This is a genomic window from Lishizhenia tianjinensis, assembly GCF_900116425.1.
GTDB lineage: Bacteria > Bacteroidota > Bacteroidia > Flavobacteriales_D > Crocinitomicaceae > Lishizhenia > Lishizhenia tianjinensis.
Map to the genome: position 1 here is coordinate 31,011 of NZ_FPAS01000004.1, position 24,884 is coordinate 55,894.

The following is a 24,884-nucleotide window of genomic DNA, read 5'->3' on the forward strand; positions in this document are numbered from 1 at the left end:
TATGGATTCACCCGTAAATTTGTTAAGAATTGAAAATTCTATTGAACTACTATTCTGTATGTATTCTTGATAGCACCATTGTGCAATTCTACTAAGTATACTCCAGTATTTAAGTCTGCAACATTTAATTGAACAGAACCACCTGCAACTAATTTTTCAGAAGAAGATCTTACAATTCTTCCGTTAACATCAATTACAGAAATTGCTAAATCATCATGCTCACCTGCAGAAACGATATTTAACACATCGCTTGTTGGGTTCGGGTATACCGTAACACCTTGGATTTCAACATTCTCTACAGATAACCAGTCACACACTGGGTTTACAATTACAACCATTATTGCCGTGTCATCCGGACAAATTCCGTTCCCTGCAATATAATCATAGTTAAACTGTCCAGGAATTGTTCCTGATGAAGGAATATCACTGTTTACCACATTGTCTTGAGGATCATACCAAACTCCATCTAAATCTACACTACCCGTTAAACCATGATACAAGTTAACCGGTTCGTTCTTACATACATTTATTGACCCGTCATTACCTGCACTAGATAGTGGGTAAACCTTAACTTTACCAATAATGGAATCGTAAGAACATCCTAATTCAACTCTGTATTCAAAATCGTATTGTTGAGCTGCCAATACTGTTGTTGCGAAATCGTTTTGAGTAACCATTTGCGAAGTATTGGCTAAATCTATCCATCTCCCGTATTGAACATCATAGTTAGTAATAGAGTTGAATAAATCTACTGTATCACCTATACATGCATCAATCACTCCAGCTACGTTACCAGCGTTGAAATCTAAGGTTGTTAAACGAATAGAAAAGTTACCCTGAGTATTTGAGTTAGAAGAGTGCAACAAGTAATAAGTTTGGTTTGGTGTTAATCCACAAACCACCCATTCTGGAGCACCCGTATTTGTAAATAAAACACCATTATCGTTTGCTCCAACTAAATTAAATTGAGCGTAATCAGCACAGTCTGAAGTTTCATAAACTGCCATTTTACCAGGGAAATTGAGGTCAGTACCGGCAATCATTACATCTCCTGAAGCTGGAGCTGTAAATGTATACCATGTAGTTTTATACATATTTTGATTACCCCATCCAGTTGTTTCGTAGAACCCGGATGCTGGAGGTGCAATTGTCTGAATTCCTGCATCTACCTGAGCTCCATTGTTGTATAAAATGTATGGTGTACCATCTACTTGTAATTCTTGTGCAAAACAAGGTGAATCATTATCCAATGATGCTAAGAAGTTTACAGGCCCTATATATAGAGAAGTATCACCTGTATTACAGATTGTCTGTACGTAAACATCATAAACTCCAGAAGCAATTAAGTTTGGATCAAAGATAGAGTCTGCGTAAACAAATCCGCCCGTGTTATGCACGTTTGAATTCGGTCCGTAAACATCTTGTCCTGAAGGAAGATAAGCAATATTATAACTCGCGGCTAACTGTCCAGATCCATTTGGCTGCCAGTTCCAAGAAGCATAAACACTGTCTGGTACTCCAGTTGCACTTAACCCAAATGGATTGGCACAGCTTGGAGCTGTTTGGTGTTCCACTTTAATACCTGAACCAGTAATACCGGAAGCACACTCAGAATATACGTAAACATCATAATCTGTTAATTGTGCTAAACCTGTAATCGTATCGTATGTATTCGTGGTAGAAATTATTGTACCTGCGCCTGGAGTAAATCCTGCGGGTCCGTATTCTATGGTCCAGTTTGTTTCATTCGCCGAACCTGGAGTCCAAGTAATTCCTATTTGATTATAATCATATGTAGTTACTTGTAGGTTCTCGATTTTAGGACAGTTCGTAAAGTAATAATGTAAACACGAATTGTTTTCTAAGAAGGTTGAGTTGTTATATGATTTTTGCTCACGATCGAAATCGGTAACCAAACCAATTGTAGCTGAATATCCATTCGAATAGAAATTAGAACCAACAACAGTGTTGTTGTATAAATAATATACATCCATAGTTGCTTCGTTGATCAACAATTGGAAATTCATGTTAATACCGTTTGCATAATCGTGCTCAACTTCCCATTGAATTACATAAGTTCTATTCGGTGCAGTACCCATAACTTGTGTATACACACCGTCATTGGGCTCTAATTCTCCTTCATAATCATCCCATAAAACATAGTACCCAACATTTCCACCTATTTGAATACCACTATTGAATTCATTGATGGCGCCATTTTGCATACCTAAATAAACCGCCCCATTATATCCAATTGTTGCCACGGTATACTCAACTCCGTGGTGAAGTATGGGGAAAGGTAGGGTTACCCCTAAATTTCCACTCGCACCTAGCACGTGTTGTGTACCTGTTGACTGAATATCCACGAATCCCGGTCCACATTCTATATTACTTTCCAAGTAATGTCCTTGTCCAAAGGTATTACCTTGCACGGGGCCAAAGTATACAGAAGTATCACCCGGTCCACAAATTGCACGGACATAAATGTCGTAAATAGAATCTGTAGGCAAACCTGTTAAATTAATACTAGGTGTAGACACTACAGAAGATGAAGTTCCATAACCTGGTGTAAAAGCAATTGAACCATATTCAACAATGTAACCTCCAGAAGGAGTTCCAAAGTAATCCCAAGTTAGAGAAACACCAGTTGTTGAACCATCTGTAATTGCCAAATCATAAGGAGATCCACATCCCGTTCCCCCTGAAATTATTACCGTAAAGTCAATTGTAGAACCATAGGTATAATTAGAACATGGGCTAATAGGTAAACCTCCTCCTTCTCGTTGAACTACTCTCATTCTACGAGGTCCGTTTACTGCATTGGTTGGAACCGTAAATGAATAAGTTGAGTTTGAAGAAGGATAACCTATCCAGTCTCCGATCAATTCACCTGGATCGAATGTGAAATCACCGTTAAAGTCTATCCATACCGATCCGTAACTTAGGTAATTGTTATTACAGCTACTCCATTCAACATCTATGGAGTAAGTATTACCAGCTGTTACGTCAATCGAAGATGCTGTTTGATCGTTTAATCCTGCAACTGCAGGACAACCAATGAAATTGATAGAGGTGTTATCTCCTGTTACATCCACTTCACCAACGTTGGTGTCGGATAATGAACTTGGACCACTTAGACAATACTGCCCAAACGACCAAGAGCTAGCCGCCAAAGCCGCTAGGGTTAATAGTTTTCTTTTCATAGTTTTTTAGTATAGTTTTATTTTACCAATACTAATAACGTGATAAATTTTTAATTAGTTTAAACTATTTTAACTTTTATAAACTTTTTTTCACAATCTATTCAAAAATACTATAACCAGTTTATTACAAAAAGAAAACCCCAGAAAGAGAGTTCTTTCTGGGGTTTAAAATTAAAAGAGAATCAGTTCTTATTGAACTACTATTCTGTATGTATTCTTGATAGCACCATTGTGCAATTCTACTAAGTATACTCCAGTATTTAAGTCTGCAACATTTAATTGAACAGAACCACCTGCAACTAATTTTTCAGAAGAAGATCTTACAATTCTTCCGTTAACATCAATTACAGAAATTGCTAAATCATCATGCTCACCTGCAGAAACGATATTTAACACATCGCTTGTTGGGTTAGGGTATACCGTCACACCTTCGATCTCAACATTCTCTACAGATAACCAGTCACAAGAAGGGTTTACAATTACAACCACTAGAGCTGTATCATCTGGACAAACACCATTTCCTGCAACGTAGTCATAGTTAAATTGACCTGGTACAGTACCTGCTGATGGGATGTTACCACTTACAGGTTGATCTTGTGGATCATACCAAGTACCACCTAAATCAACATTACCTGTTAATCCGTAGAACAAGTTAATCGGCTCGTTTTTACAAACTGTAACACTTCCATCTTCTCCTGCACTTGAGTTAGGGAAGATTTTAACTTGACCAATGATAGAATCGTAAGAACATCCTAATTCAACTCTGTATTCGAAATCGTACACTTGAGAAGCCAATACTGTTGTTGCAAAATCGTTTTGAGAAACCATTTGCGAAGTATTTGCTAAATCTATCCATCTACCGTATTGAACATCATAGTTAGTAATAGAGTTGAATAAATCAACTGTATCTCCAATACATGCATCAATAACTCCAGTAGTAGTTCCAGCGTTGAAATCTAACTCTGTTAAACGAATAGAGAAGTTACCCTGAGAGTTTGAGTTAGAAGAGTGCAACAAGTAATAAGTTTGGTTTGGTGTTAATCCACAAACAACCCATTCTGGTGCTGCAGTTGATGAAAACAACACACCGTTATCATTCGCTCCAATTAAGTTAAACTGGTTGTAATCCGCACAGTTTGCAGATTCGTAAACTGCCATTTTACCAGAGAAGTTAACATCCGTACCAGAAATCATAACGTCTCCTGATGCTGGTGCCGTAAATGTGTACCATGTAGTTCTGTACATGTTTTGGTTACCCCATCCATCTGTTTCGTAGAACCCTGAAGCCGGAGGTGCAATTGTCTGAATTCCTGCATCTAACTGTGCTCCATTGTTGTATAAAATATAAGGGTTACCATCCACTTGTAACTCTTGTGCAAAACAAGAAGAATCATTATCTAAGAATGCTAAGAAGTTTACTGGCCCAACGTATAATGATGTATCACCAGTGTTACAAATTGTTTGTACATAAACATCATAAACTCCAGAAGCAATTAAGTTTGGATCAAAGATAGAGTCCGCGTAAACAGATCCACCCGTGTTGTATTCCGTTGAATTTGGTCCGTATACATCTTGTCCTGAAGGAACGTAAGCAATATTGTAGCTCACTGGTAACTGTCCAGAACCATTTGGCTGCCAGTTCCAAGAAGCGTAAATACTATCTGGTGCTCCTGTAGCTCCAATTCCAAATGGGTTAGCACATAAAGGCGCTGTTTGGTGAGCAACTTTAATTCCTGCTCCTGTATTTCCAACTCCACACTCAGAGTACACGTAAACATCGTAATCTGTTAATTGCGTTAAACCTGTAATTGTATCGTAAGTGTTTGTAGTAGAAATTGTTGTTCCAGTACCTGGAGTAAATCCTGCTGGTCCGTACTCTATTGTCCAACTTGATTCATTCGCTAAACCTGGGCTCCAAGTAATTCCAATTTGATCGTAATCGTAAGTAGTTACTTGTAAATTCTCGATTTTTGGACAGTTTGTGTAGTAGTAATGTAAACAAGAATTATTCTCTAAGAAAGAAGAACTCAAGTAAGACACTTGTTGCTTTTCAAAATCAGTAACGATTCCTAAAGTTGCAGCGTATCCGTAGTTGTAGTAAGTACTTGTTGGCGTTTCAACTTGATCGTATAAGTAATACGCATCCATTGTAGCTTCATTCAATTGCAATTGGTAAGTTAAGTTTTGACCATTTGCAAAGTCATGCTCTAAATCCCACTGAACAATGAAAGTTCTGTTTGGTGCAGTACCAATTACTTGAGTAAAAATACCATCGTCTGGATCTACAGCTGCTTCCATATCTTCCCAGTAAGGGTAGAACCCTATCACTGATCCAGTTTGTGTTAACAGGTTAGTATTGTAAGTAAGCAAGTTTGTATTCGCTCCTAAAGCTAACATACCGTCTTGGTAAATTGTAGCATTTGTGTACTCGATTCCGTGGTGTAAAACTGGGAATGGAAGTGTAATATCTTGCGAACCGTTAAGACCTAATGCATACTGTGTACCTGAATTTTGAATATCCATAAAACCAGGACCACATTCTAAATTACTTTCTAAGTAGTGACCTTGTCCGTAAGTATTCACTTGAACTGGACCAAAGTACAAAGAAGTATCACCAGCTCCACAAATAGCACGAACGTAAACTTCGTACAATTCATCAGCAGGCATACCTGTAATGTTAATTTCTTCAACTGTAGTAACACTAGATGAAGTACCAGAACCCGGTGTAAAACCAACAGGACCGTACTCTACTATGTAACCACCATTGGCAACACCAAAGTAATCCCATGACAATTCTACACTTGATGTTGTTCCATTAACAACTGTTAAGTTGTAAGGAGATCCACATCCTGTACCACCAGAAATGGCAATACCGAAATCAGTTAATGATCCCCACGTGTACGATCCACAAGGGTCAAGTGGTAATGAACCACCCTCTCTTTGCATTACACGCATTCTTTGAATACCGTTTACAGAACTTAATGGAACTGTAAAGTTATAAGTACTTGTATTACTTGGAGAACCTGACCAGTCTCCAATTAATTCAGATGCCTCAAAAGTAAAGTTACCGTTGAAATCTATCCAAACAGAACCTGCGTTTCCATATGTACCACCACATGTACTCCAGTCTACAGTTACCGTATACTGTGTCCCAGCATTTAAATCGGCTACCATATTTGTTTGATCTTCTAAACCTGTAACACCAGGACATCCAGTGTATGCTATATTAGAAGACTGACCTTGGAGGTTAACAGACCCAACATTTGAATCATAGATTGATGATGGTCCTCCGGAACAATACTGACCGAACGACCAAGAGCTAGCAGCTAATGCCGCCAGAGTTAATAGTTTTCTTTTCATAGTTTTAGTTTTATTTAACCCCAACTTGAACGAGTGGAAAAATGAAAGGGTTGGAGAAAAATTATCTTTTTTTGTTTTTTTTTCGACAGAAAAACCAAACCACTGAAAATCAACGCATAAAAAAACCCCAAGAAGAATTTTCTTCTTGGGGATAAAATCAACTTAAGATTTTGAATTATTCTACTATCACTCTATACGTATTTATGCTAGTACCATTCGTAAGGTTCAACATATATACACCTGTTGTCAAGTTAGAGATATCAATTTTAACATTAGATCCGCTCGCTAATTCTTCTGATCCAACGTAAACTACTCTACCATTTACATCTACCATCTGAATCGCTAAGTCATCGTGCTGACCAGCAGAAGTAATGTTCAAGATTCCTGAAGTTGGATTCGGGTATACAGAAATACCTTCTATCATTTCTTCACTCAATCCTAACCAATCACATCCTGCGTCAACAATAACAACAACTAATGCTGTATCATCCGGACAAACTCCGTTTCCTGCAATGTAGTCGTAGTTAAACTGACCTGGAACAGTTCCAGAAGCTGGAATATTACTGTTTACAACTGCATCTTGAGGATCGTACCATGTACCACCTAAATCAACGTTTCCTGATAATCCAGTGAATAAGTTAATAGGTTCGTTTTTACAAACGTTAATAGACCCGTCTTGACCAGCACTTGATGGAGGGTAAATTTCTACCTGTCCAACTATAGAATCATAAGAACAACCAAGTTCAACTCTGTATTCGAAATTGTACACTTGAGAAGCTAGTACAGTTGTAGCGAAATCATTGTCCGTTACTAACTGAGAAGTATTTGCTAAATCTATCCAAGTACCGTACTGTACATCATAACCAGTAATACTGTTAAATAAATCTACTGTATCACCGATACAAGCGTCAACAATTCCAGTTGCAGAACCTGCATTAAAGTCTAATTCCTCTAATTTAATTGAGTAAGTACCTGCACCTGTGTAAGAGTACTGCGCTGAGTGTAACAAGTAGTATGTTTGACCTGGAGTTAATCCACAAACTGCCCATTCTGGTGCATTTGTTGCTCCAAATAAAACTCCGTTATCATTCGCTCCAATTAAGTTGTACTGACTGTAATCTCCACAGTTTGTAGTTTCATACACTGCCATTTTAGCGAAGTAGTTAACATCTGTACCAGAAATCATTACATCTCCTGAAGCAGGCGCCGTAAATGTATACCATGTACTTCTATAAATTGGTGATTGTCCCCAACCTTGCGTACTGTAGAAACCATCTGTAGGTGGCTCAATTGCCGCAATACCTGGGTCATTTTGTGCACCGTTATTGTACAAAATATATGCATTTCCATTTACTTGTAATTCTTGAGCATAACATGAAGAATCATTATCTAAGAATGCTAAGAAGTTTACTGGGCCAACATATAAAGAAGTATCACCTGACGCACAAACTGTTTGCACGTACATGTCGTAAACACCCGAAGCAATTAAGTTTTGATCTACGATTGTATCTGCAAATATTGCAGCACCTGTATTGTATTCTGTTGCAGTAGAACCGTACACTTCCTGCCCTGAAGGCACATAAGTAATGTTGTAGCTTACCGGTAACTGTCCTGAAGCATTCGGTTGCCAGTTCCAAGAAGCAAAAATACTATCTGGAGCTGCACCTGAACCGATTCCGAATGGGTTCGCACACTCAGGAGCCGTTTGGTGTTGTACCAACATTCCTGAAGAAGTTAATGGCGCTGTAGGATCACAATTTGCATACACGTATACGTCATAATCTGTTAACTGTGTTAAACCTGTAATTGTATCCGAAGAAACCATAGAAGATTGAGTACCTAAAGAACCTGCTCCACCTGGAGTAAATCCTGGAGTACCCCATTCTACGATCCACTCCGTTTCCTGAGCTAAACCTGGGTTCCAATCTAAACCAATTTGGTTGTAATCATACGTTGTTACCGTTAATCCATCAACATTTGGACAATCTGTGTAGAAGAAGTGAATACAAGAGTTATTTGTTAAATAATCTGGGTTATTGTAAGAAACCTGAATAGTTTGTTCTGGACCATTTACCCCTATTGTTGCAGAGGCTCCATAGTCAAATCCTGCCTGTGTTCCTCCGAAAACTACGTCGTTGTAAACGAAATATACAGATTGATCCGCTTCATGAAGTTGAATTTGGAAATCTACTGTTTGACCAGCAACTTGTACGAAGTGAGGTCTATCATCCCATTCCACAATAAATACTCTGTTTGGAGCAGAACCTACAACTCCGTAGTAAATATCACCCGTATGCATATCATCCCAGTGTGGGAAGAATCCAATGTAACTACTTGGTGACAAAGCTGAGTTACTGAATGTAACTTGAGCTGATTGTGTTCCTAAAACAGCAACCCCCTCATCGGCGATAGTAATATCAGTCATCAATTGATTTTGCCATAAGAAAGGGAAAGGTAATGTCAAACCAAATTCTTGCAAATCACCAATTGTTTGGAATTGTGCTCCAGCAACTGTATCCATTTCAACATAACCTAAAGAAGGACAAGAGTTATCCCAATCCATAAAGGCTCCTAATCCATAAGTATTAAAAGTAACTGGCCCGTAGTAAATAGAAGTATCACCAGGTCCACAAATAACTCGAACATACGCATCGTAGAAAGAATTAGATGCTAAACCTGTAATGTCTTGGTTTGTAGATGAAGTAACCGAATTGCTTGTTCCTGAACCAGGGTTAAATCCTGTTGTACCGTACTCAACTATAAAGTTTGCTCCTGAACTAACCCACTCAACATTTGCCATGGAAGTACTTCCACTTGTTACATAAAAGTCGGTAACTGGAGAACACTGTGCTGTTTCTGTTAATGGTCCAATTGCAGTACTTGTATCTAATAAAGACTGACAATCTTGGTAAATATAAAAGTCGTAAATATTCCCAGCAGTTAATCCAGTAACCGCTTGTTGAAAAGGAGAAGAACCCGTTACCGTAACATTAGAGAATGTACCTGTTCCTGGTGTAAATCCAGGAGCTCCATACTCTATAATGTAGTTAGAACCACTTCCTTCCCAAGACAAGGTTACAGATGAACCTGTTGCTCCTAATACTTGACCATTTGTTGGTGCGAAACAAAAAGTTGATCCATCAAAAATTTCTACATCATCCAACAACAAGTCATTGTAGAATGCATTTCCATTTCCATTGTACTCACCTCTGAATCTAAACTTAATTAAATTGGTATTGTATACATAAGGTGAAAGATCGTACAGAAACTCTGTCCAAGCTCCTCCGTTCTCTCCTATTTCTGAGCCCACGGTTACCCATGATGTTCCATCAAAAGCTTCTATGTATAACTCATTAAAATTACCTAAATTATTTAGGTTGCTAGGATTAGTACATGTTGAAATGTGCCAGAATCTAAGAGCGGGTTGCCCCATTCCAGTAACATCTATTTCTGGTGATTCTAAAAGACATCCAATATCAGGAGAAAATGTACCTCCTGAAAAATCAATCCAAGCAAAATCAGAACCTGTAACCCCTCCAGTATGATCTGCCGTACCTGAAACATCGTATCCAGGATTTCCATTAAATGTCCAACCCGATCCACTCGTTTGACTCTTCGTCCAACAGGTAGGAACAGAATTGGATGTAAAAGACTCAATGAAAGGTGCCGTGATAGGACTACATTGAGCTTCTACCCCAAGTGCCGCAAGAACTGCAGCAGATAAAGTAAGTAATTGTTTCCTCATAGTTTTTATAGTTTATTACTTATGAAAACGGAGCTTTTTAACAGGGGGTTGGTAATTTTCACAAAAAAAATGGGTGAGATTTTTAAATCCCACCCACTTCATTATGTATGCATTTTAAACTACCTACTGAACAATAATCCTGTAAGTGTTTTTTGTATTTTCATTAGACAACTGAATCATGTAAACTCCAGTTGTTAAACCTTCCAAATTCAATTTAATTTCTGAATTTGAACTTAGTTTATCGTTGTTATCAAGTACTATTCTACCATTAACATCAACTATACTAACATTCAATTCTTCGTGTTGTCCTGAAGAAGTAATGTTCAAGATTCCTGAAGTTGGATTCGGGTATACAGAAATACCTTCTATCATTTCTTCATTTAATCCTAAAAAGTCACATCCTGCGTCAACGATAACAACTACTAATGCAGTATCATCTGGACATACTCCGTTTCCTGCAATGTAATCGTAGTTAAACTGACCTGGAATAGTTCCTGAAGCAGGAATATTACTGTTTACAACTGCATCTTGAGGATCGTACCATGTACCACCTAAATCAACGTTTCCTGATAATCCAGTGAATAAGTTGATTGGTTCGTTTTTACAAACGTTGATAGATCCATCTTCACCAGCACTTGATGGAGGGTAAATTTGAACCTGTCCAACAACTGAATCATAAGAACATCCAAGTTCAACTCTGTATTCGAAATCGTAAACTTGAGATGCTAATACCGTAGTCGCAAAATCATTAGCAGTAATTAACTGAGAAGTATTTGCTAAATCTATCCAAGTACCGTACTGTACATCGTAACCCGTAATACCGTTGAATAAATCCACTGTATCACCAATACAAGCATCAACAATTCCTGTTGCAGAACCTGCATTAAAGTCTAACTCTTCTAATCTGATTGAATACGTTCCAGCTCCTGTGTAAGAATACTGCGCTGAATGTAATAAGTAGTATGTTTGTCCTGGAGTCAATCCACAAACTGCCCATTCTGGCGCATTTGTATTTCCAAATAATACTCCATTGTCATTCGCTCCAATTAAGTTGTACTGACTGTAATCTCCACAATTCGTAGTTTCATACACCGCCATTTTACTTAAATAGTTCACATCAGTACCTGTAATCATCATATCTCCAGAAGCTGGTGCTGTAAATGTGTACCACGTACTTCTGTAAATTTGTGATTGCCCCCAACCTTGTGTACTGTAGAACCCATCTGTTGGTGGCTCAATTGCCGCAATACCTGGGTCATTTTGTGCACCGTTGTTGTATAAAATATATGCACTTCCATTCACCTGTAATTCTTGAGCGAAACAAGAAGAATCGTTATCTAAGAATGCCAAGAAGTTTACTGGTCCTACATATAAAGATGTATCACCTGAAGCACAAACTGTTTGTACATACATGTCATAAACACCCGAAGCAATTAAGTTTTGATCTACGATAGTATCTGCAAAAACCGCAGAACCTGTGTTGTATTCTGTTGCTGTTGGTCCGTAAACCCCCTGTCCAGAAGGAACATAAGTAACATTGTAGTTCACCGGTAACTGACCAGAGTTATTTGGTTGCCAGTTCCAAGAAGCAAAAATACTATCTGGAGCTGCACCTGAACCAATTCCGAATGGGTTCGCACACTCAGGAGCCGTTTGGTGTTGTACCAACATACCTGAAGAAGATAAAGGAGCAGTTGGATCACAATCTGCGTATACATAAACATCGTAATCTGTAAGCTGATCAAGTCCAGTAATCGTATCAAAAGTGTTTGAAGTAGTAATCGTACCTAAACCTCCAGTTGCTGGATCAAATCCTTCTAAACCATAAACGATAGTCCATTGTGTTTCTTGCGCAAGACCTTGATTCCATGTTAATCCAATTTGGTTGTAATCATAAGTAGTAACCTGTAAGTTTTCAACGTTTGGACAATCTGTGTAGAAGAAATGTGCACAAGAGTTGTTCATTAGGAAGTTAGGGTCACTTGAAGAAACAGTTATATCTTGAGTTCCTGCAATTCCTATATCCGCATTATCACCGTAGTCATCATTAGAGTTTGATCCTCCAAAAATCACATCATCATATACATAATAGAATTCTTGCGTTGCTTCTTCAAACTGCATTTGGAAGTTCACGGTAGGTGCTCCAACACTTCCTGAGAAGTTACAGATGTTGTGCCAGTGAATAATCAATGTTCTATTTGGTGCAGAACCTACTACATCCCAGTATACATTACCTGTTTCACTGTCTAAGTCATCTCCCCAAATATAAAGTGTTCCATCTGCCATGGTGTTGAAGTTTCCTCCAAACCCAACATTTCCTGTTTGAGTTCCTAAAATCACCCCACCGTTGTTACCAACAGTAATATCTGTGATTAAGTTTCCTTGGTATAAAATAGGGAAAGGCAAAGTAATTCCAGCCTCTGAATCATCTGTTAATCCTAAATCTGTACCTGTACCAGAAATATCTACGAATCCGATAGTAGGACAAGCAACATCCCAATCTATAAATTGACCAACACCATAAGTATTGAATGTAACCGGACCGTAATAAATTGATGTATCACCAGGACCACAAATTACTCTTACATAAGCATCGTAAAATGAATTGGTAGTTAAACCTGTGATATCTTGCGTAGTATTAGAGGTAACTGAATTACTTGTACCCGATCCTGGGTTAAACCCTGTTGCACCGTATTCTACAATAAAGTTTGCTCCAGTAGACACCCATTCTACATTGGCATCACTGTTACTTGCTGTGTTCACGTAGAAATCAATAACAGGAGAACATTGAGCTGTAACCGAAACTGGACCTTCAACAAAACTAGTATCTCCATTTGTACATACGTGGTAAACATAAAAATCATATGTGTTACCCGAAGTCAATCCTGAAACAGTACCAGATGAAGTTGTTTCGTTTTGCACGTTCGTAAAGGTACCTGGAGTAAATCCAACAGGACCATGTTCAATAATGTATGAGTTTCCTGCTCCTCCAGTACTTAGATCCCAGTCTAAAGTAACCGAAGTTGCTGTAGCACTCGTAGAAATTAAATTGGTAGGATTCTCAGCACAGAAGTTTGCTGGGTCATAAATTAAAAAGTCATCAATGGCGATATCATTGTAAAAATCATTTGAGTTACCTCCAGATTCTGCTCTAAACCTAAGTTTTACCGTGTTGACTCCAGCGTTGTCATAAATATGAGCAGAAACATCTAAAATATTCTCTACCCAATCAGGACCTGTATCCCCTTGGTAAACGTCAACTTGACTCCAAGTTGAACCATCAAAAGCTTCTACATACAATAAATTAAAGGGAGTCAAAGAACCTGTGTAATAACTTTTGCTCCAAAATGACATCATCACCGTACTTGCGGATCCCACATCAAATTCCGGAGTTTCAAGGACAACTGCAACATCAGAAGAAGAGAAATCCATCCATGCAAAATCACCATTGACCACACCATTTGTGTGATCCGATGTCCCAGCCATGTCGTATCCTGGTGAACCAGAAAATACCCATGGCCCACCAGTTTGAGAAGATTGATTCCAACAGGTGGGTGTACTATTACTGGTAAAATCCTCCATCCAAGGCAGATTATACACACATTGTGCCTACACCCCCATTGCAGCAAGAACCGCTGCCGAGAGAGAAAGTAATTTGTTTTTCATAGTTTATAGTTTATCATTTATAGTTACTATTAAAAACAACGGGAGGAAATCCATACGCGTTGGAAATTTTTAGCATAAAAAAGGGGGAGAAAGCCTCAAGCCCTCTCCCCTTCTGAATTTTAAACTTCTATTTTATTCAATTACTATTCTTAAAGTATTCTTAGAAGTTTGGTTAGACAACTGAATAAGATAAACACCTGAAGTTAGATCAGATAAATCCAATTTCATTTCAGTTCCTGCATTTAATTTATCTGAAGCACGGAAAACTACTCTTCCGTTTACATCAATAACATGGATGTCAAAATCTTCATGTTCACCTTCAGAAACAAGATTTACGATACCTTGAGTTGGGTTCGGGTAAAGTGAAATTCCTTCAATGGTATTTTCAACTAAACCTAACCAATCACATGATGGATTAACAATTACAACCACCAATGAAGTATCATCCGGACAAACGCCATTTCCTGCTACATAATCGTAGTTAAATTGTCCAGGAATTGTTCCTGCCGGTGGAATATCACTCGTCAATGCATTATCCTGAGGATCATACCATGTACCACCTAAATCAACATTTCCAGTCAACCCAGAATACAAGTTAATCGGTTCATTTTTACATACATTAATTGACCCGTCATTACCCGCACTTGAAGGAGGGTAAATTTCTACTTGACCAATTACAGAATCATACGAACAACCCAATTGAACTCTGTACTCGAAGTTATAAACTTGAGAAGCCAATACTGTAGTAGCAAATAAAGAATCGGATTGGAACTGACCTGTGTTGGCCAAATCTATCCAATTTCCATATTCGATGTCGTAACCTGCTATAGAATTGAACAAGCTTACCGTATCTCCAATACAAGCATCTACTATTCCTGTAGCAGTACCTGCGTTAAAGTCTATCTCCGTTAAACGGATAGAGAAATTCCCTTGTGTACTGAAGTTTGCGGAGTGTAGTAAATAATATGTTTGACCAGGAGTTAATCCACAAACCACCCATTCTGGAGCAGCAGTTGAACTAAATAGAACCCCGTTATCATTCGCTCCAATTAAATTGTATTGGTTGTAATCACCACAGTTAGTAGTTTCATAAACGGCCATTTTACCAGAGAAATTCACGTCTGTTCCAGAAATCATAACATCACCTGATGCTGGAGCCGTAAAGGTATACCATGTAGTTCTGTACATGTTTTGGTTACCCCAACCATCTGTTGTGTTAAATCCTGTTGCTGGAGGTGCAATTCCTGATACACCTGGATCTAATTGCGCTCCATTGTTGTAGAGTAAATAAGGTAGACCATTCACTTGAAGCTCTTGAGCATAACATGAAGAGTCATTATCCAAGAAAGCCAAGAAGTTTACTGGACCAACATAAATAGAGGTATCTCCTGTATTACAAATTGTTTGGATGTAAACATCGTAAATTCCGGATGCAATTAAATTCGGGTCAAAAATAGAATCAGCGAATATTGCAGAACCTGTATTGTACTCTGTTGCCGAAGGACCGTAAACACTTTGTCCGGATGGAACATAAGAAATATTGTAGCTCGTTGGCAATTGACCAGAACCATTCGGTTGCCAGTTCCAAGAAGCGTAAATACTATCTGGCGCAGAGCTCGCACCAATTCCAAATGGATTCGCACATAAAGGTGCCGTTTGATGTTGAATTAACATTCCTGATGACTGCAAAGGAGCTGTAGGATCACAATCTGCGTATACATACACATCATAATCTGTCAATTGCGTTAAACCTGTAATTGTATCAAAAGTGTTACTTGTTGTCATAGAACCCAATCCTCCGGTAGCTGGATCAAATCCTTCTAATCCCCAAACAATTGTCCATTGACCCTCTTGTGCCAAACCTTGGTTCCACGTCAATCCTATTTGATCGTAATCGTAAGTTGTTATCTGAATGTTCTCAACATTTGGACAATCTGTGTAGAAGAAGTGTGCACAAGAATTGTTGGTTAAGAAATTCGTATTGTTGGTAGAAATTGTGATGTCTTGAGTACCCGACAAACCTATGTCAGCGTTTGCACCAAAATCATCATTGGCATCTGTACCTCCGAATACCACATCATCATACACATAATAAATTTCTTGAGTAGCCTCTTCAATTTGAATTTGGAAGTTTACAGTAGGATCTCCCACTGCTCCTGCAAAATTACAGATGTTGTGCCAGTGAATAATCAAAGTTCTGTTCGGTGCAGTACCTACAGCTTGCCAATATACATTTCCTGTTTCCTCGTCCAAATCATCTCCCCAAATAAAGAGATAACCATCTGCTAGGGTATTGAAGTTTCCTCCATAACCTACGTTACCTGAAGTTGCTCCTAGTATAATACCACCATTGTTTCCAACTACTATATCTTGTACTAAGTTACCTTGATATAAAATAGGGAAAGGTGATACGAAAGTAGCCTCTGTATCATCACCTAGACCTAGGTCTGTACCAGTACCTGAAATATCCACAAAACCAATAGTTGGACAAGCAACATCCCAATCAATGAACTGTCCTACCCCATAAGTATTGAAAGTAACCGGTCCAAAATAAGTTGAAGTATCACCAGGCCCACAAATAACTCGAACGTAGGCATCGTAGAAAGAGTTAGAGGTCAACCCATTGAGGTCCTGATTCGTTTGTGCAGTAACGGTATTAGACGTTCCCGACCCTGGATTAAATCCTGTAGTACCATATTCCACTATGAAATTCGCTCCTGAAGAAACCCATTCTACGTTAGCACTACCCGTAGAGGCTGTATTCACGTAAAAATCTGTTACAGGAGAACATTGTGCAATTGCAGATAAAGGACCGATAGCGGTAGACGTATCTCCCAAGGTCACACAGTTTTGGTAAACATAAAAATCGTAAGAGTTACCAGCTGTTAATCCAGAAACCGTTGCTGGTGCCCCTGTGTTGTTTACGTAAGTCCCTGTTCCAGGAGTAAATCCAGGTGCACCGTATTCTACAATGTAGTTAGAACCTGTACCTGCCCAATCCAAGGTAACTGAATTTGCTGTAGCTCCGAGTACTTGACCATTAGATGGAGCAAAACAGAAGGTGGATCCTTCAAATACCTCTACATCGTCCAATAATAAGTCATTGTAGTAGGCATAAGTCGTATTGGTTGGCTCACCTCTAAATCTAAATTTGATAAGGTTGGTATTGTAGATGTAAGGGGTGAAATCATAGTAGAATTCTGTCCAGTTACTTCCATTCTCACCTTGTTCCATGGCAACAGTTACCCAAGACACTCCATTGTATGCCTCAACAAAAAGTTGGTTAAAAGTACCCATTAGATTTAGGTTACTTGCGTTTGTAACCGTACTTATATGCCAAAATCTTAGTGCCGGAGCTGTTAACCCTGAAACATCAATTTCTGGAGATTCTAAACAAGTTCCTGCATCAGGAACTGAGAAATCTATCCATGCAAAGTCTGAACTTGAAACCCCTCCTGTATGATCCTGTGTTCCAGACACATCGTATCCAGGGTTTCCATTAAATACCCATCCACTACCTGTTGTTTGATAAGTCAACCAGCATGTAGGCGCTGAGTTTGCCGTAAAGTTTTCGATAAAGGGTGCAGTGACTGGCGTACACTGCGCGCGAACTCCCAAAACTGAAAGCAGCATTGTGGAGACCATTAGTAATTTCTTTTTCATCGTATAAAAGTTTATTCATTCGTTCCCTAAACGTATTTCAATACAGTAGGGTTGGAATATTTAACAAAAAAGATATAAAATGTTAAAGCGGTACGAAAAACAAAAACCTAAGGTCAATTCTTCAATATTCCTATCTTTGAAACTCTGAAAAAAAACAAGAATGAATTTATCATTAGAAAATAAAACTGCCGTAGTTTGTGGTAGTACTCAAGGAATAGGATTAGCAAGTGCAAAAGAACTAGCGCTATTGGGTGCTAATTGTGTATTGGTTGCAAGAAGTGAAGACAAACTCAAGCTTGCAGTGGCCGAATTAAGTAACAATGGTACTCAAAACCACGGTTATATGGTTGCTGATTTCTCAAAACCAGAAGAATTAAAATCTATTATAGAAGAATGGGCGAAGGAAAACCAAGCTAACATCTTAGTGAATAATACAGGTGGACCAAAAGGCGGACCTATTCATGCAGCAGAAATTTCTGAGTTCACAAATACTTTCCAACAACATTTGATTTGTAACCACATCATGGTTCAAGCTTTAATGGAGGGAATGAAAGCAGCTGGTTACGGAAGAATTGTAAACATTATCAGTACTAGTGTTAAACAACCGCTTGATGGATTAGGTGTGAGTAACACAATACGTGGTGCTGTTGCAAACTGGAGCAAAACCTTGGCTAATGAATTAGGTCAATTCAATATCACGGTAAACAATGTTTTACCGGGAGCTACAAACACGATTCGTTTGAGTTCAATTATTGAAAATAAAGCTGAGAAAACAGGAGGTAATGTTGAGGACATTAAAGAAGGTATGGCGAACCAAAGTCCTATGAAGAGAATTGCAGAACCTGAAGAAGTTGCAAATGCCGTTGCATTTTTATGTTCTCCTGCAGCGAGCTACATCAACGGAATTAACGTTCCTGTTGATGGAGGAAGAACGAAATCATTATAGTTTAAAAGATACAAGAATAGAAAAGGAGATCCTAGGATCTCCTTTTTTTATTTCAATACATTGACGTGTCCTACAATGATTTCTTCATCATTGTTTATGGATTTATATTTTACCTTGTATATATAAGTACCGTCTTTTACGATGTTTCCTCGTGGATTTGTTCCGTCCCATTGGAAATTAACATCTTGCGAACTAAATATCAATTCTCCCCATCGATTAAAAATCCCTATTTCAAATTCTACAACATTTACAGCACTAACTTCGAAAAAGTTATTGTGTCTGTCGTTATCCGGTGTAAAGGTATTGGGTATATATAAATAGAATTCTGGTAATATAACTATCGCTTTTGTTATGGAATCTATACAACCTTTATCATCCTCACCTATTAACTGCACATAATAGGTACCGGGATCATCGTAGGTATTATTGGGGTGTACAAGGTTAGAAGTGTTTCCATCCCCAAAATCCCATGAATAATAGGTAGAGTTCTGTGATATATTTTGGAAAGTTATGGGTAAACCCTGATAAACCGTTCCTGAACTAACCAAGAAATCTACATTCGGTTTCACCACTACAACTTGTACAAATTCAGAAACTGTAAACGTTCCACAATCATCATAAACTTGTACTTCATAGGTTGTTGTATTTAAAGGATTAACAGTCACGGTTGTAGAACTATCATCCAAGGCTGGCCAATAATAGTAATGGTTACCAAATCCTCCTGTTGCAGATGCTGTAAGAACAACGGTCTCACCCGGACAAATTTGCGGGGGGTCATTAACTGTCACTTCAAGGGGCGGACTCAACACCGTAAAATTAATTGTATCACTTATTACATTACCACATTGATCTGTAACCACAATAGCATACACTGTGCTTGTATCTGGAGCTATATTTAATGAATCTATATTACTGATGTAACCATCCTGACTACTCCACCATGAGTATTGGTAAATCCCTGCACCTCCAGACGCGTTACTGTACAAGGTGTATGGAACATAGGGACATTGTTCTACAATATCAAGAGTAGCATCTAATTCCAAAGGAGGATAAGATGGAACCGTGACTTCAACGGTTGTTTGTGCCGTTTGATCTAAACAATCATCGGTAACCGCAACGGAGTATGTGGTTGTTGAAGTTGGACTCACCACAATAGACTGGGTAGTATCACCTGTATTCCAGAGGTAAGTAAGCTTCCGCCTCCTCCAGAGGCAACGGCGGTTAACTGAACTAATTCCCCAGGACAGGTAACAGTTTCGTCCGCAACTTCTACTTCAACATTCTCTAAATCATTAATAAAAAGCTCAAAAGTTTGGGCATTATTATTCCCACAGGCATCGGCAATGAAAAAGTCTAGAATAATATTTTCTTGCCCCTCGGCTATTCCATCTGCAAGGGCTGTAAAGGTGAAAGTTTGTGTAACTTGTCCTGCAGCAAAATTTATTGAATTGGGTATATTCGTATAATCCACTCCTTCAGTAGCTGTCCCTGAAGTAGCGATAGTTATTGTTTCTGCTTGATTTACTCTGTAACCATGTCTAGTAATTTCGAAGGTGGCATCCACACAACCTTCAGCCATGATATTTGAAGAACCAAAAGCTAAACTAGATAATTCGTAATCAATGGTTACAGGAGACTCAGAGCTCAAGGAGTTTGCTTCTAAAAATATTCCAGAGTCGTATAAACCATCCCCTACATCGGCAATAGCAATAATCAGGTGATAGGTTTCTCCACATTCTACTGCACTAATAGCTTGTAGGGGTGTGGTAAATCCATCGTATTGAACGTAATAATTATTTGAATTTTCTGGAAAAGTACTTCCGTTACCATTGTTTACATAGTACGCACAGTTCGTACAATTTCCATTGTTATTGAAACCATTGTTCACATTGTTGATGGCCACGGGATCATTTGTTCCAGGAATGATGGCCATATTTTTTTCTCCTCCAGGTATACCAGGACCAGAAATAAAGAAGGCGAATACGTCGTTAAATTCTGAATTCACAAACTCCGGATACTCCTCAGAGGCAAACACATAATTAAATTTCACGGTATCACTGAAAGGAATAAAATCGAACTCAAGTATAGTGGCATCAAAGGTTGAACTTCCATTCACTAGAGCATCTAATTTAGTAAATCCTCCACCATTCAAAGAAACTCCCGCACTTGCCTGATTATTTGGTCCGTGTGGACCGGCTGGACTATTTGCTATAGTACCTGTTGTAAGAATGACACCTTCGTCTAGGCCAATGTTTGTGTTTGCTCCGTTGAAATAACCAATAGAACCTGGCGAACCAACGTAATTGATGTTGGAAATCTGAACCCCAGTTCCGAGCAAGACATTTTGAACCAAATTATTTGGAGTATTCGCGGTAGTAACCAACTGACCGAAGGCCGTTTGACTCAGAATTAATAATATGACGATTAGACTTCTCACTAGTACTTATAAAAATAACGAAAAAAAGGGAACAAAGTTGTTTTGAAGTAAACAATAAGTAAGCCAAAAAATTATAAATTCTACCTCTCCAATTTTAATTTGACGACCAAGGATATTATATTCACCGAAAGCCTTGTATTTTTGTTGAAATGAAAGAGAAAAAGAGTTTTTGGAAGAAGCTTACGCGAACAACTAAAATTGCTGGTTACAATACAGAAACCTTTCAAGAGAAATGGGGCTTCAAATTGAACCGTATTCAGATGTTTAGCTTAATGATTTTGTTCACCATAATCATAGCTGGGATACTTATATCTCTACTCATCTTCACACCTCTCGGCTACCTAATGCCTGAGGGTTACTCGAATCCGAACAAAGTGAAATACGAAAAAGCTCTGGAGGAAACTAAACGTCTTGAACACGAAATTGAAACGCAAGATATGTACTTAGAAAACTTGCGTAAAGTAATACTTGGAGAAATTTCTGTTGATTCCGTTTACTACAGTAAACCCGAAGAAATCAATTTGGAGAATGTTGTTTTAGACACCACACGTTCTCAAAATGAACTAAAATTAGCGGCAGAAATTAACAAGTCTATCGAAGAAGGAAATGTAAATCAAACGACAACTATAGATGTAGGTGACTTACTTTTCATGGATCCGGTAAAAGGAGTTATTAGTCAAGGATTTAACGGAGGAAACCATCCAGGGGTAGATATTAGTGTGCCGGAAGGAAGTAATGTGAAAGCTTGTTTGGATGGAATTGTAATTTCTAGTTTATATTCAGAGGAAGATGGTTATTCTATCATCATTGCGCATGACAATGGGTATACAACCATATACAAACACAACCAAGAAAATTTAAAACACGCTGGAGACAAAATTAAAAAAGGAGACCTTATCGCTCTTGCTGGAAATACTGGTGAGCATACAACAGGACCTCATCTTCACTTTGAAATTTGGCAAAATTCGGAGCCCCTTAATCCTTTGGGACTAATGTCCTTCAAGTAAATAGCCCTTCTCTATAGACTTTTTGATAAAAATCAACTATTTTTGCGGCGTTAAAATCCAGTTATGAAAAAAGACGTTCAAAATATTGTAAAAGCTATGAACCAGAGATTTGTAGCACACCCATGGCACGGAATTACTATCGGAGAAGATACGCCAAAGAAGATCAATGCATTTATCGAAATCATTCCTTCAGATGCGATTAAGTATGAAGTAGACAAAGATTCTGGGTTCATTATGGTAGACAGACCTCAGAAATTTTCTAACCACATGCCGTGCATGTACGGATTTGTTCCACAAACTTACTGTGATACAAAAGTTGCTGAATATGCAAACGAGAAAACTGGTCGTACAAACATCGTTGGTGATCAAGATCCTTTAGATATCTGTGTTCTTTCTGAAAGAGAAGTAAACCGTGGAAACATCTTGGCTGAAGCTATTCCTGTTGGAGGATTCAGAATGATAGACGGTGGTGAAGCTGATGACAAAATCATCGCAGTATTGAAAGGTGACCAAGCTTACGGAAACATTCAAGACATCGCTGAATTGCCAGAAATGGTATTGAACAGAGTAAAACACTTCTTCTTAACGTACAAAGATTTAGAAGGTACAGCGAAAGAAGTTGAAATTACTCACGTTTACGGAAAAGAAGAAGCGTACGAAGTAATCAAAAGATCTAACGAAGATTACATCAACAAATACGGTAACGCTGACGAAAACTTAGTAAACGCTTTGTTAGAAGCTATGAAGGTTGACGCATAATTGTAGACCACAACATTATAATAAAAACCTCGTTCTATTTTTTAGAGCGAGGTTTTTTCTTTTTAAGAACTTGCTTACATTGGCAACTCAACTCAGATAGAAACATGCGCAGTTTACTTTTCTTTTTGCTCCTTCCCTTGTTCAGCTTTGGACAAATACAATTTAGTCAAACCAAATTCGACTTGGGTGAAATCAATGTGAACACCCCTCGATTTATAGATTGTGAAGTAAACAACAAAGGAGATAAAGCGCATTACATACTTTCAGTAAAAACTCCACCGGAAGTTACTTACATCCATCAAGGTTCTTTATTGCAACCAGGCGATGGTATTACCCTGCGTATTCAAGCTAACCCAAGAAGCAAAGGAAAGTTTGCCTATACCGTTTTGGTCTATACAAGTAACCAACAAGCTCCAACGGAAATCGTCATCAAAGGAAATGTAAAATCCTTGCCGCAGAAATTAGACAACAACTTTACAAGATGTCCGGCATTTGGCGTAAAAACACCCCAAAACATAGCAGAAGAAACAAGCTTCAAACTTACGGTCTTAGTTAGAGATTCCATCACCCAAGAACCTCTTTCGAAAAGTGAATTGGTACTATTACAGCGCGGAAAGGCCATAGTGGATGATAGAACAGATAAAAATGGTGAATACAGCAATACTGTTCCGCTGGGGTACACTTATTTCTATGCCGCACATCCAGGATATTACACGAAAGAAAAAGGTGCCTACATCAATTTCCAACGCAATTATGTGATCATAGATTTGGTAAAAGCTCCTACAACCATCCCTGAGCCACTTCCTGAAGAAATAGCAGAAAATATACCTGAAGAGGAAATAGTTGTGGTAGAGGAAGAAAGCGAAGAAATAGAGATCCCTATAGAAACAGAGGAAGAAGAAATTGAAATTGTAATTGAAGAAGAGCCTCAAGAAGAAACGGTAGTTATTGTTATTGAAGAAGACCCTAAACCAATCGAGGAGGTCACCCAAGAAACACCCGCTGAATCTGAGGTCGTGGAAGAAGAGACAACTCCAACTCCCGTGGAAGAAACACCTCAAATTGTGGAGTTAAAAGATTTGGACTCGAACGACTTTTCTGAAGAATATTTTTTGCCGACCAATGTGGTTTTTGTGATCGACGTGAGTTCTTCTATGCGCTCGCACGATAAGTTAGAATTGATGAAGTACTCTTTGTATCAATTAACAGATATGTTACGTCCAACGGATAAAATCGCACTTGTAAGCTATTCTTCTGATGTGGAAGTATTGATGAGCGCCACTTCAGGAATGTACAAAGACTCCATAAAATCTATGGTAGAAAGCATGGAAGCCTCCGGTTATACTTCAGGTGGAGAAGCCATTAAAATCGGGTATAAAGAAGCCTTGAAAAGTTACATTCCGGATGGAAACAACCAAGTAATTATCATTACAGATGGGGCATTCAATAGAAACTCTAGTGATTATAAACGTACCATCAGAAGATACAAGCGTAGAAACATCAATCTAAGCGTAGTCGGAATTAAAAACTCACCCTCTGCCAGAGCAGAAATGGAACAAGCCAGTAACATTGGTCAGGGTACTTTCATCCCTATCAACAACCTTAGCGATGCTCGCCATAACCTTGTACAAGCCATTCGTAGGTTGAGTTATAGATACTAGACCTGAAAGTTTGAAGGTTTGAGTGTTATAGAATTTAAAAATTTAAGCATCAACCTGCGGTTGGATATTTAAAGATTTAAGGACATTCATGATCGGAGGGCTCCAAGATTCAATAATTTGAGGGATTTGATGATTTGAGTGTTAGGATATTCGATTACTTGAAGGATTTGAACATTTGAAGGATTTGATGCGAACTACGTTCGTGATTTGAAAGATTTGACTATTGACACTTCCACTGTAGCTCCGTGCAACGCGCCGCTTGAGAACTCGTAATAGCTAGTTTCCTTTGGTTTTAAGAAATTAAGCACCAAACTGTCGATGATTATTTAAAAATTAAAAAAAGTTCTCTTCGTGTTCTTTGTGAACTACTCTGAGAACTTTGTGGTTAATCCACACCAAACACTTATTGTAGTAATCTTTGAATTGTTGAATCCTTG

Annotated in this window: 11 protein-coding genes; 4 read left to right on the forward strand and 7 right to left on the reverse strand. The window is 38.4% G+C overall.

Features of this window, described 5'->3' with window-relative positions:
• Nucleotides 1–38: 38 nt before the first annotated feature.
• From BM327_RS11685 to BM327_RS11705, 5 genes are all read right to left on the reverse strand, one after another.
• Nucleotides 39–3,203: a T9SS type A sorting domain-containing protein gene (locus BM327_RS11685; protein WP_090250062.1), complete on the reverse strand. Its 3,165-nt coding sequence runs from the start codon at nucleotides 3,201–3,203 to the stop codon at nucleotides 39–41.
• A gap of 189 nt (nucleotides 3,204–3,392) precedes the next feature.
• Nucleotides 3,393–6,563 carry a T9SS type A sorting domain-containing protein gene (locus BM327_RS11690; RefSeq protein ID WP_090250067.1) on the reverse strand — a complete coding sequence of 1,057 codons (3,171 nt, stop codon included), beginning with the start codon at nucleotides 6,561–6,563 and terminating at the stop codon, nucleotides 3,393–3,395.
• 175 nt (nucleotides 6,564–6,738) lie between these two features.
• Entirely contained in the window at nucleotides 6,739–10,308 is a 3,570-nt protein-coding gene (locus BM327_RS11695; RefSeq protein WP_090250071.1) for a T9SS type A sorting domain-containing protein, read from the reverse strand.
• Between the two features lie 123 nt (nucleotides 10,309–10,431).
• Nucleotides 10,432–13,890, reverse strand: coding sequence for a T9SS type A sorting domain-containing protein (locus BM327_RS11700; protein ID WP_090250074.1), 3,459 nt, complete (start codon nucleotides 13,888–13,890; stop codon nucleotides 10,432–10,434).
• 216 nt (nucleotides 13,891–14,106) lie between these two features.
• Nucleotides 14,107–17,637: a T9SS type A sorting domain-containing protein gene (locus BM327_RS11705; protein ID WP_090250079.1), complete on the reverse strand. Its 3,531-nt coding sequence runs from the start codon at nucleotides 17,635–17,637 to the stop codon at nucleotides 14,107–14,109.
• Nucleotides 17,638–17,797: 160 nt separating this feature from the next.
• Between BM327_RS11705 and BM327_RS11710 the strand changes: the two genes are divergently transcribed.
• Nucleotides 17,798–18,583, forward strand: coding sequence for an SDR family oxidoreductase (locus tag BM327_RS11710; RefSeq protein WP_090250083.1), 786 nt, complete (start codon nucleotides 17,798–17,800; stop codon nucleotides 18,581–18,583).
• 47 nt (nucleotides 18,584–18,630) lie between these two features.
• Here BM327_RS11710 and BM327_RS11715 read toward each other — a convergent pair whose 3' ends face one another.
• Nucleotides 18,631–19,734, reverse strand: a complete 1,104-nt coding sequence (locus BM327_RS11715; RefSeq protein ID WP_090250088.1) for a T9SS type B sorting domain-containing protein — start codon at nucleotides 19,732–19,734, stop codon at nucleotides 18,631–18,633.
• Nucleotides 19,728–21,020 (reverse strand): choice-of-anchor L domain-containing protein, encoded by a 1,293-nt coding sequence (locus BM327_RS11720; protein ID WP_090250091.1) that lies wholly within the window; start codon nucleotides 21,018–21,020, stop codon nucleotides 19,728–19,730. Before BM327_RS11720 ends, BM327_RS11715 begins: the two co-directional genes overlap by 7 nt.
• 149 nt (nucleotides 21,021–21,169) lie before the next feature.
• Here BM327_RS11720 and BM327_RS11725 point away from each other — a divergent pair, with 149 nt between their 5' ends.
• The 3 genes from BM327_RS11725 to BM327_RS11735 all read left to right on the forward strand — a co-directional run bounded on the left by BM327_RS11725 (nucleotide 21,170) and on the right by BM327_RS11735 (nucleotide 24,447).
• The gene (locus BM327_RS11725) at nucleotides 21,170–22,027 is read left to right on the forward strand and encodes a M23 family metallopeptidase (RefSeq protein ID WP_090250095.1); all 858 of its coding nucleotides are present in this window, start codon (nucleotides 21,170–21,172) and stop codon (nucleotides 22,025–22,027) included.
• Between the two features lie 96 nt (nucleotides 22,028–22,123).
• Nucleotides 22,124–22,786: an inorganic pyrophosphatase gene (locus tag BM327_RS11730; RefSeq protein ID WP_170853760.1), complete on the forward strand. Its 663-nt coding sequence runs from the start codon at nucleotides 22,124–22,126 to the stop codon at nucleotides 22,784–22,786.
• A gap of 104 nt (nucleotides 22,787–22,890) precedes the next feature.
• The gene (locus BM327_RS11735; protein WP_090250104.1) at nucleotides 22,891–24,447 is read left to right on the forward strand and encodes a VWA domain-containing protein; all 1,557 of its coding nucleotides are present in this window, start codon (nucleotides 22,891–22,893) and stop codon (nucleotides 24,445–24,447) included.
• The last annotated feature ends 437 nt before the right edge of the window (nucleotides 24,448–24,884 follow it).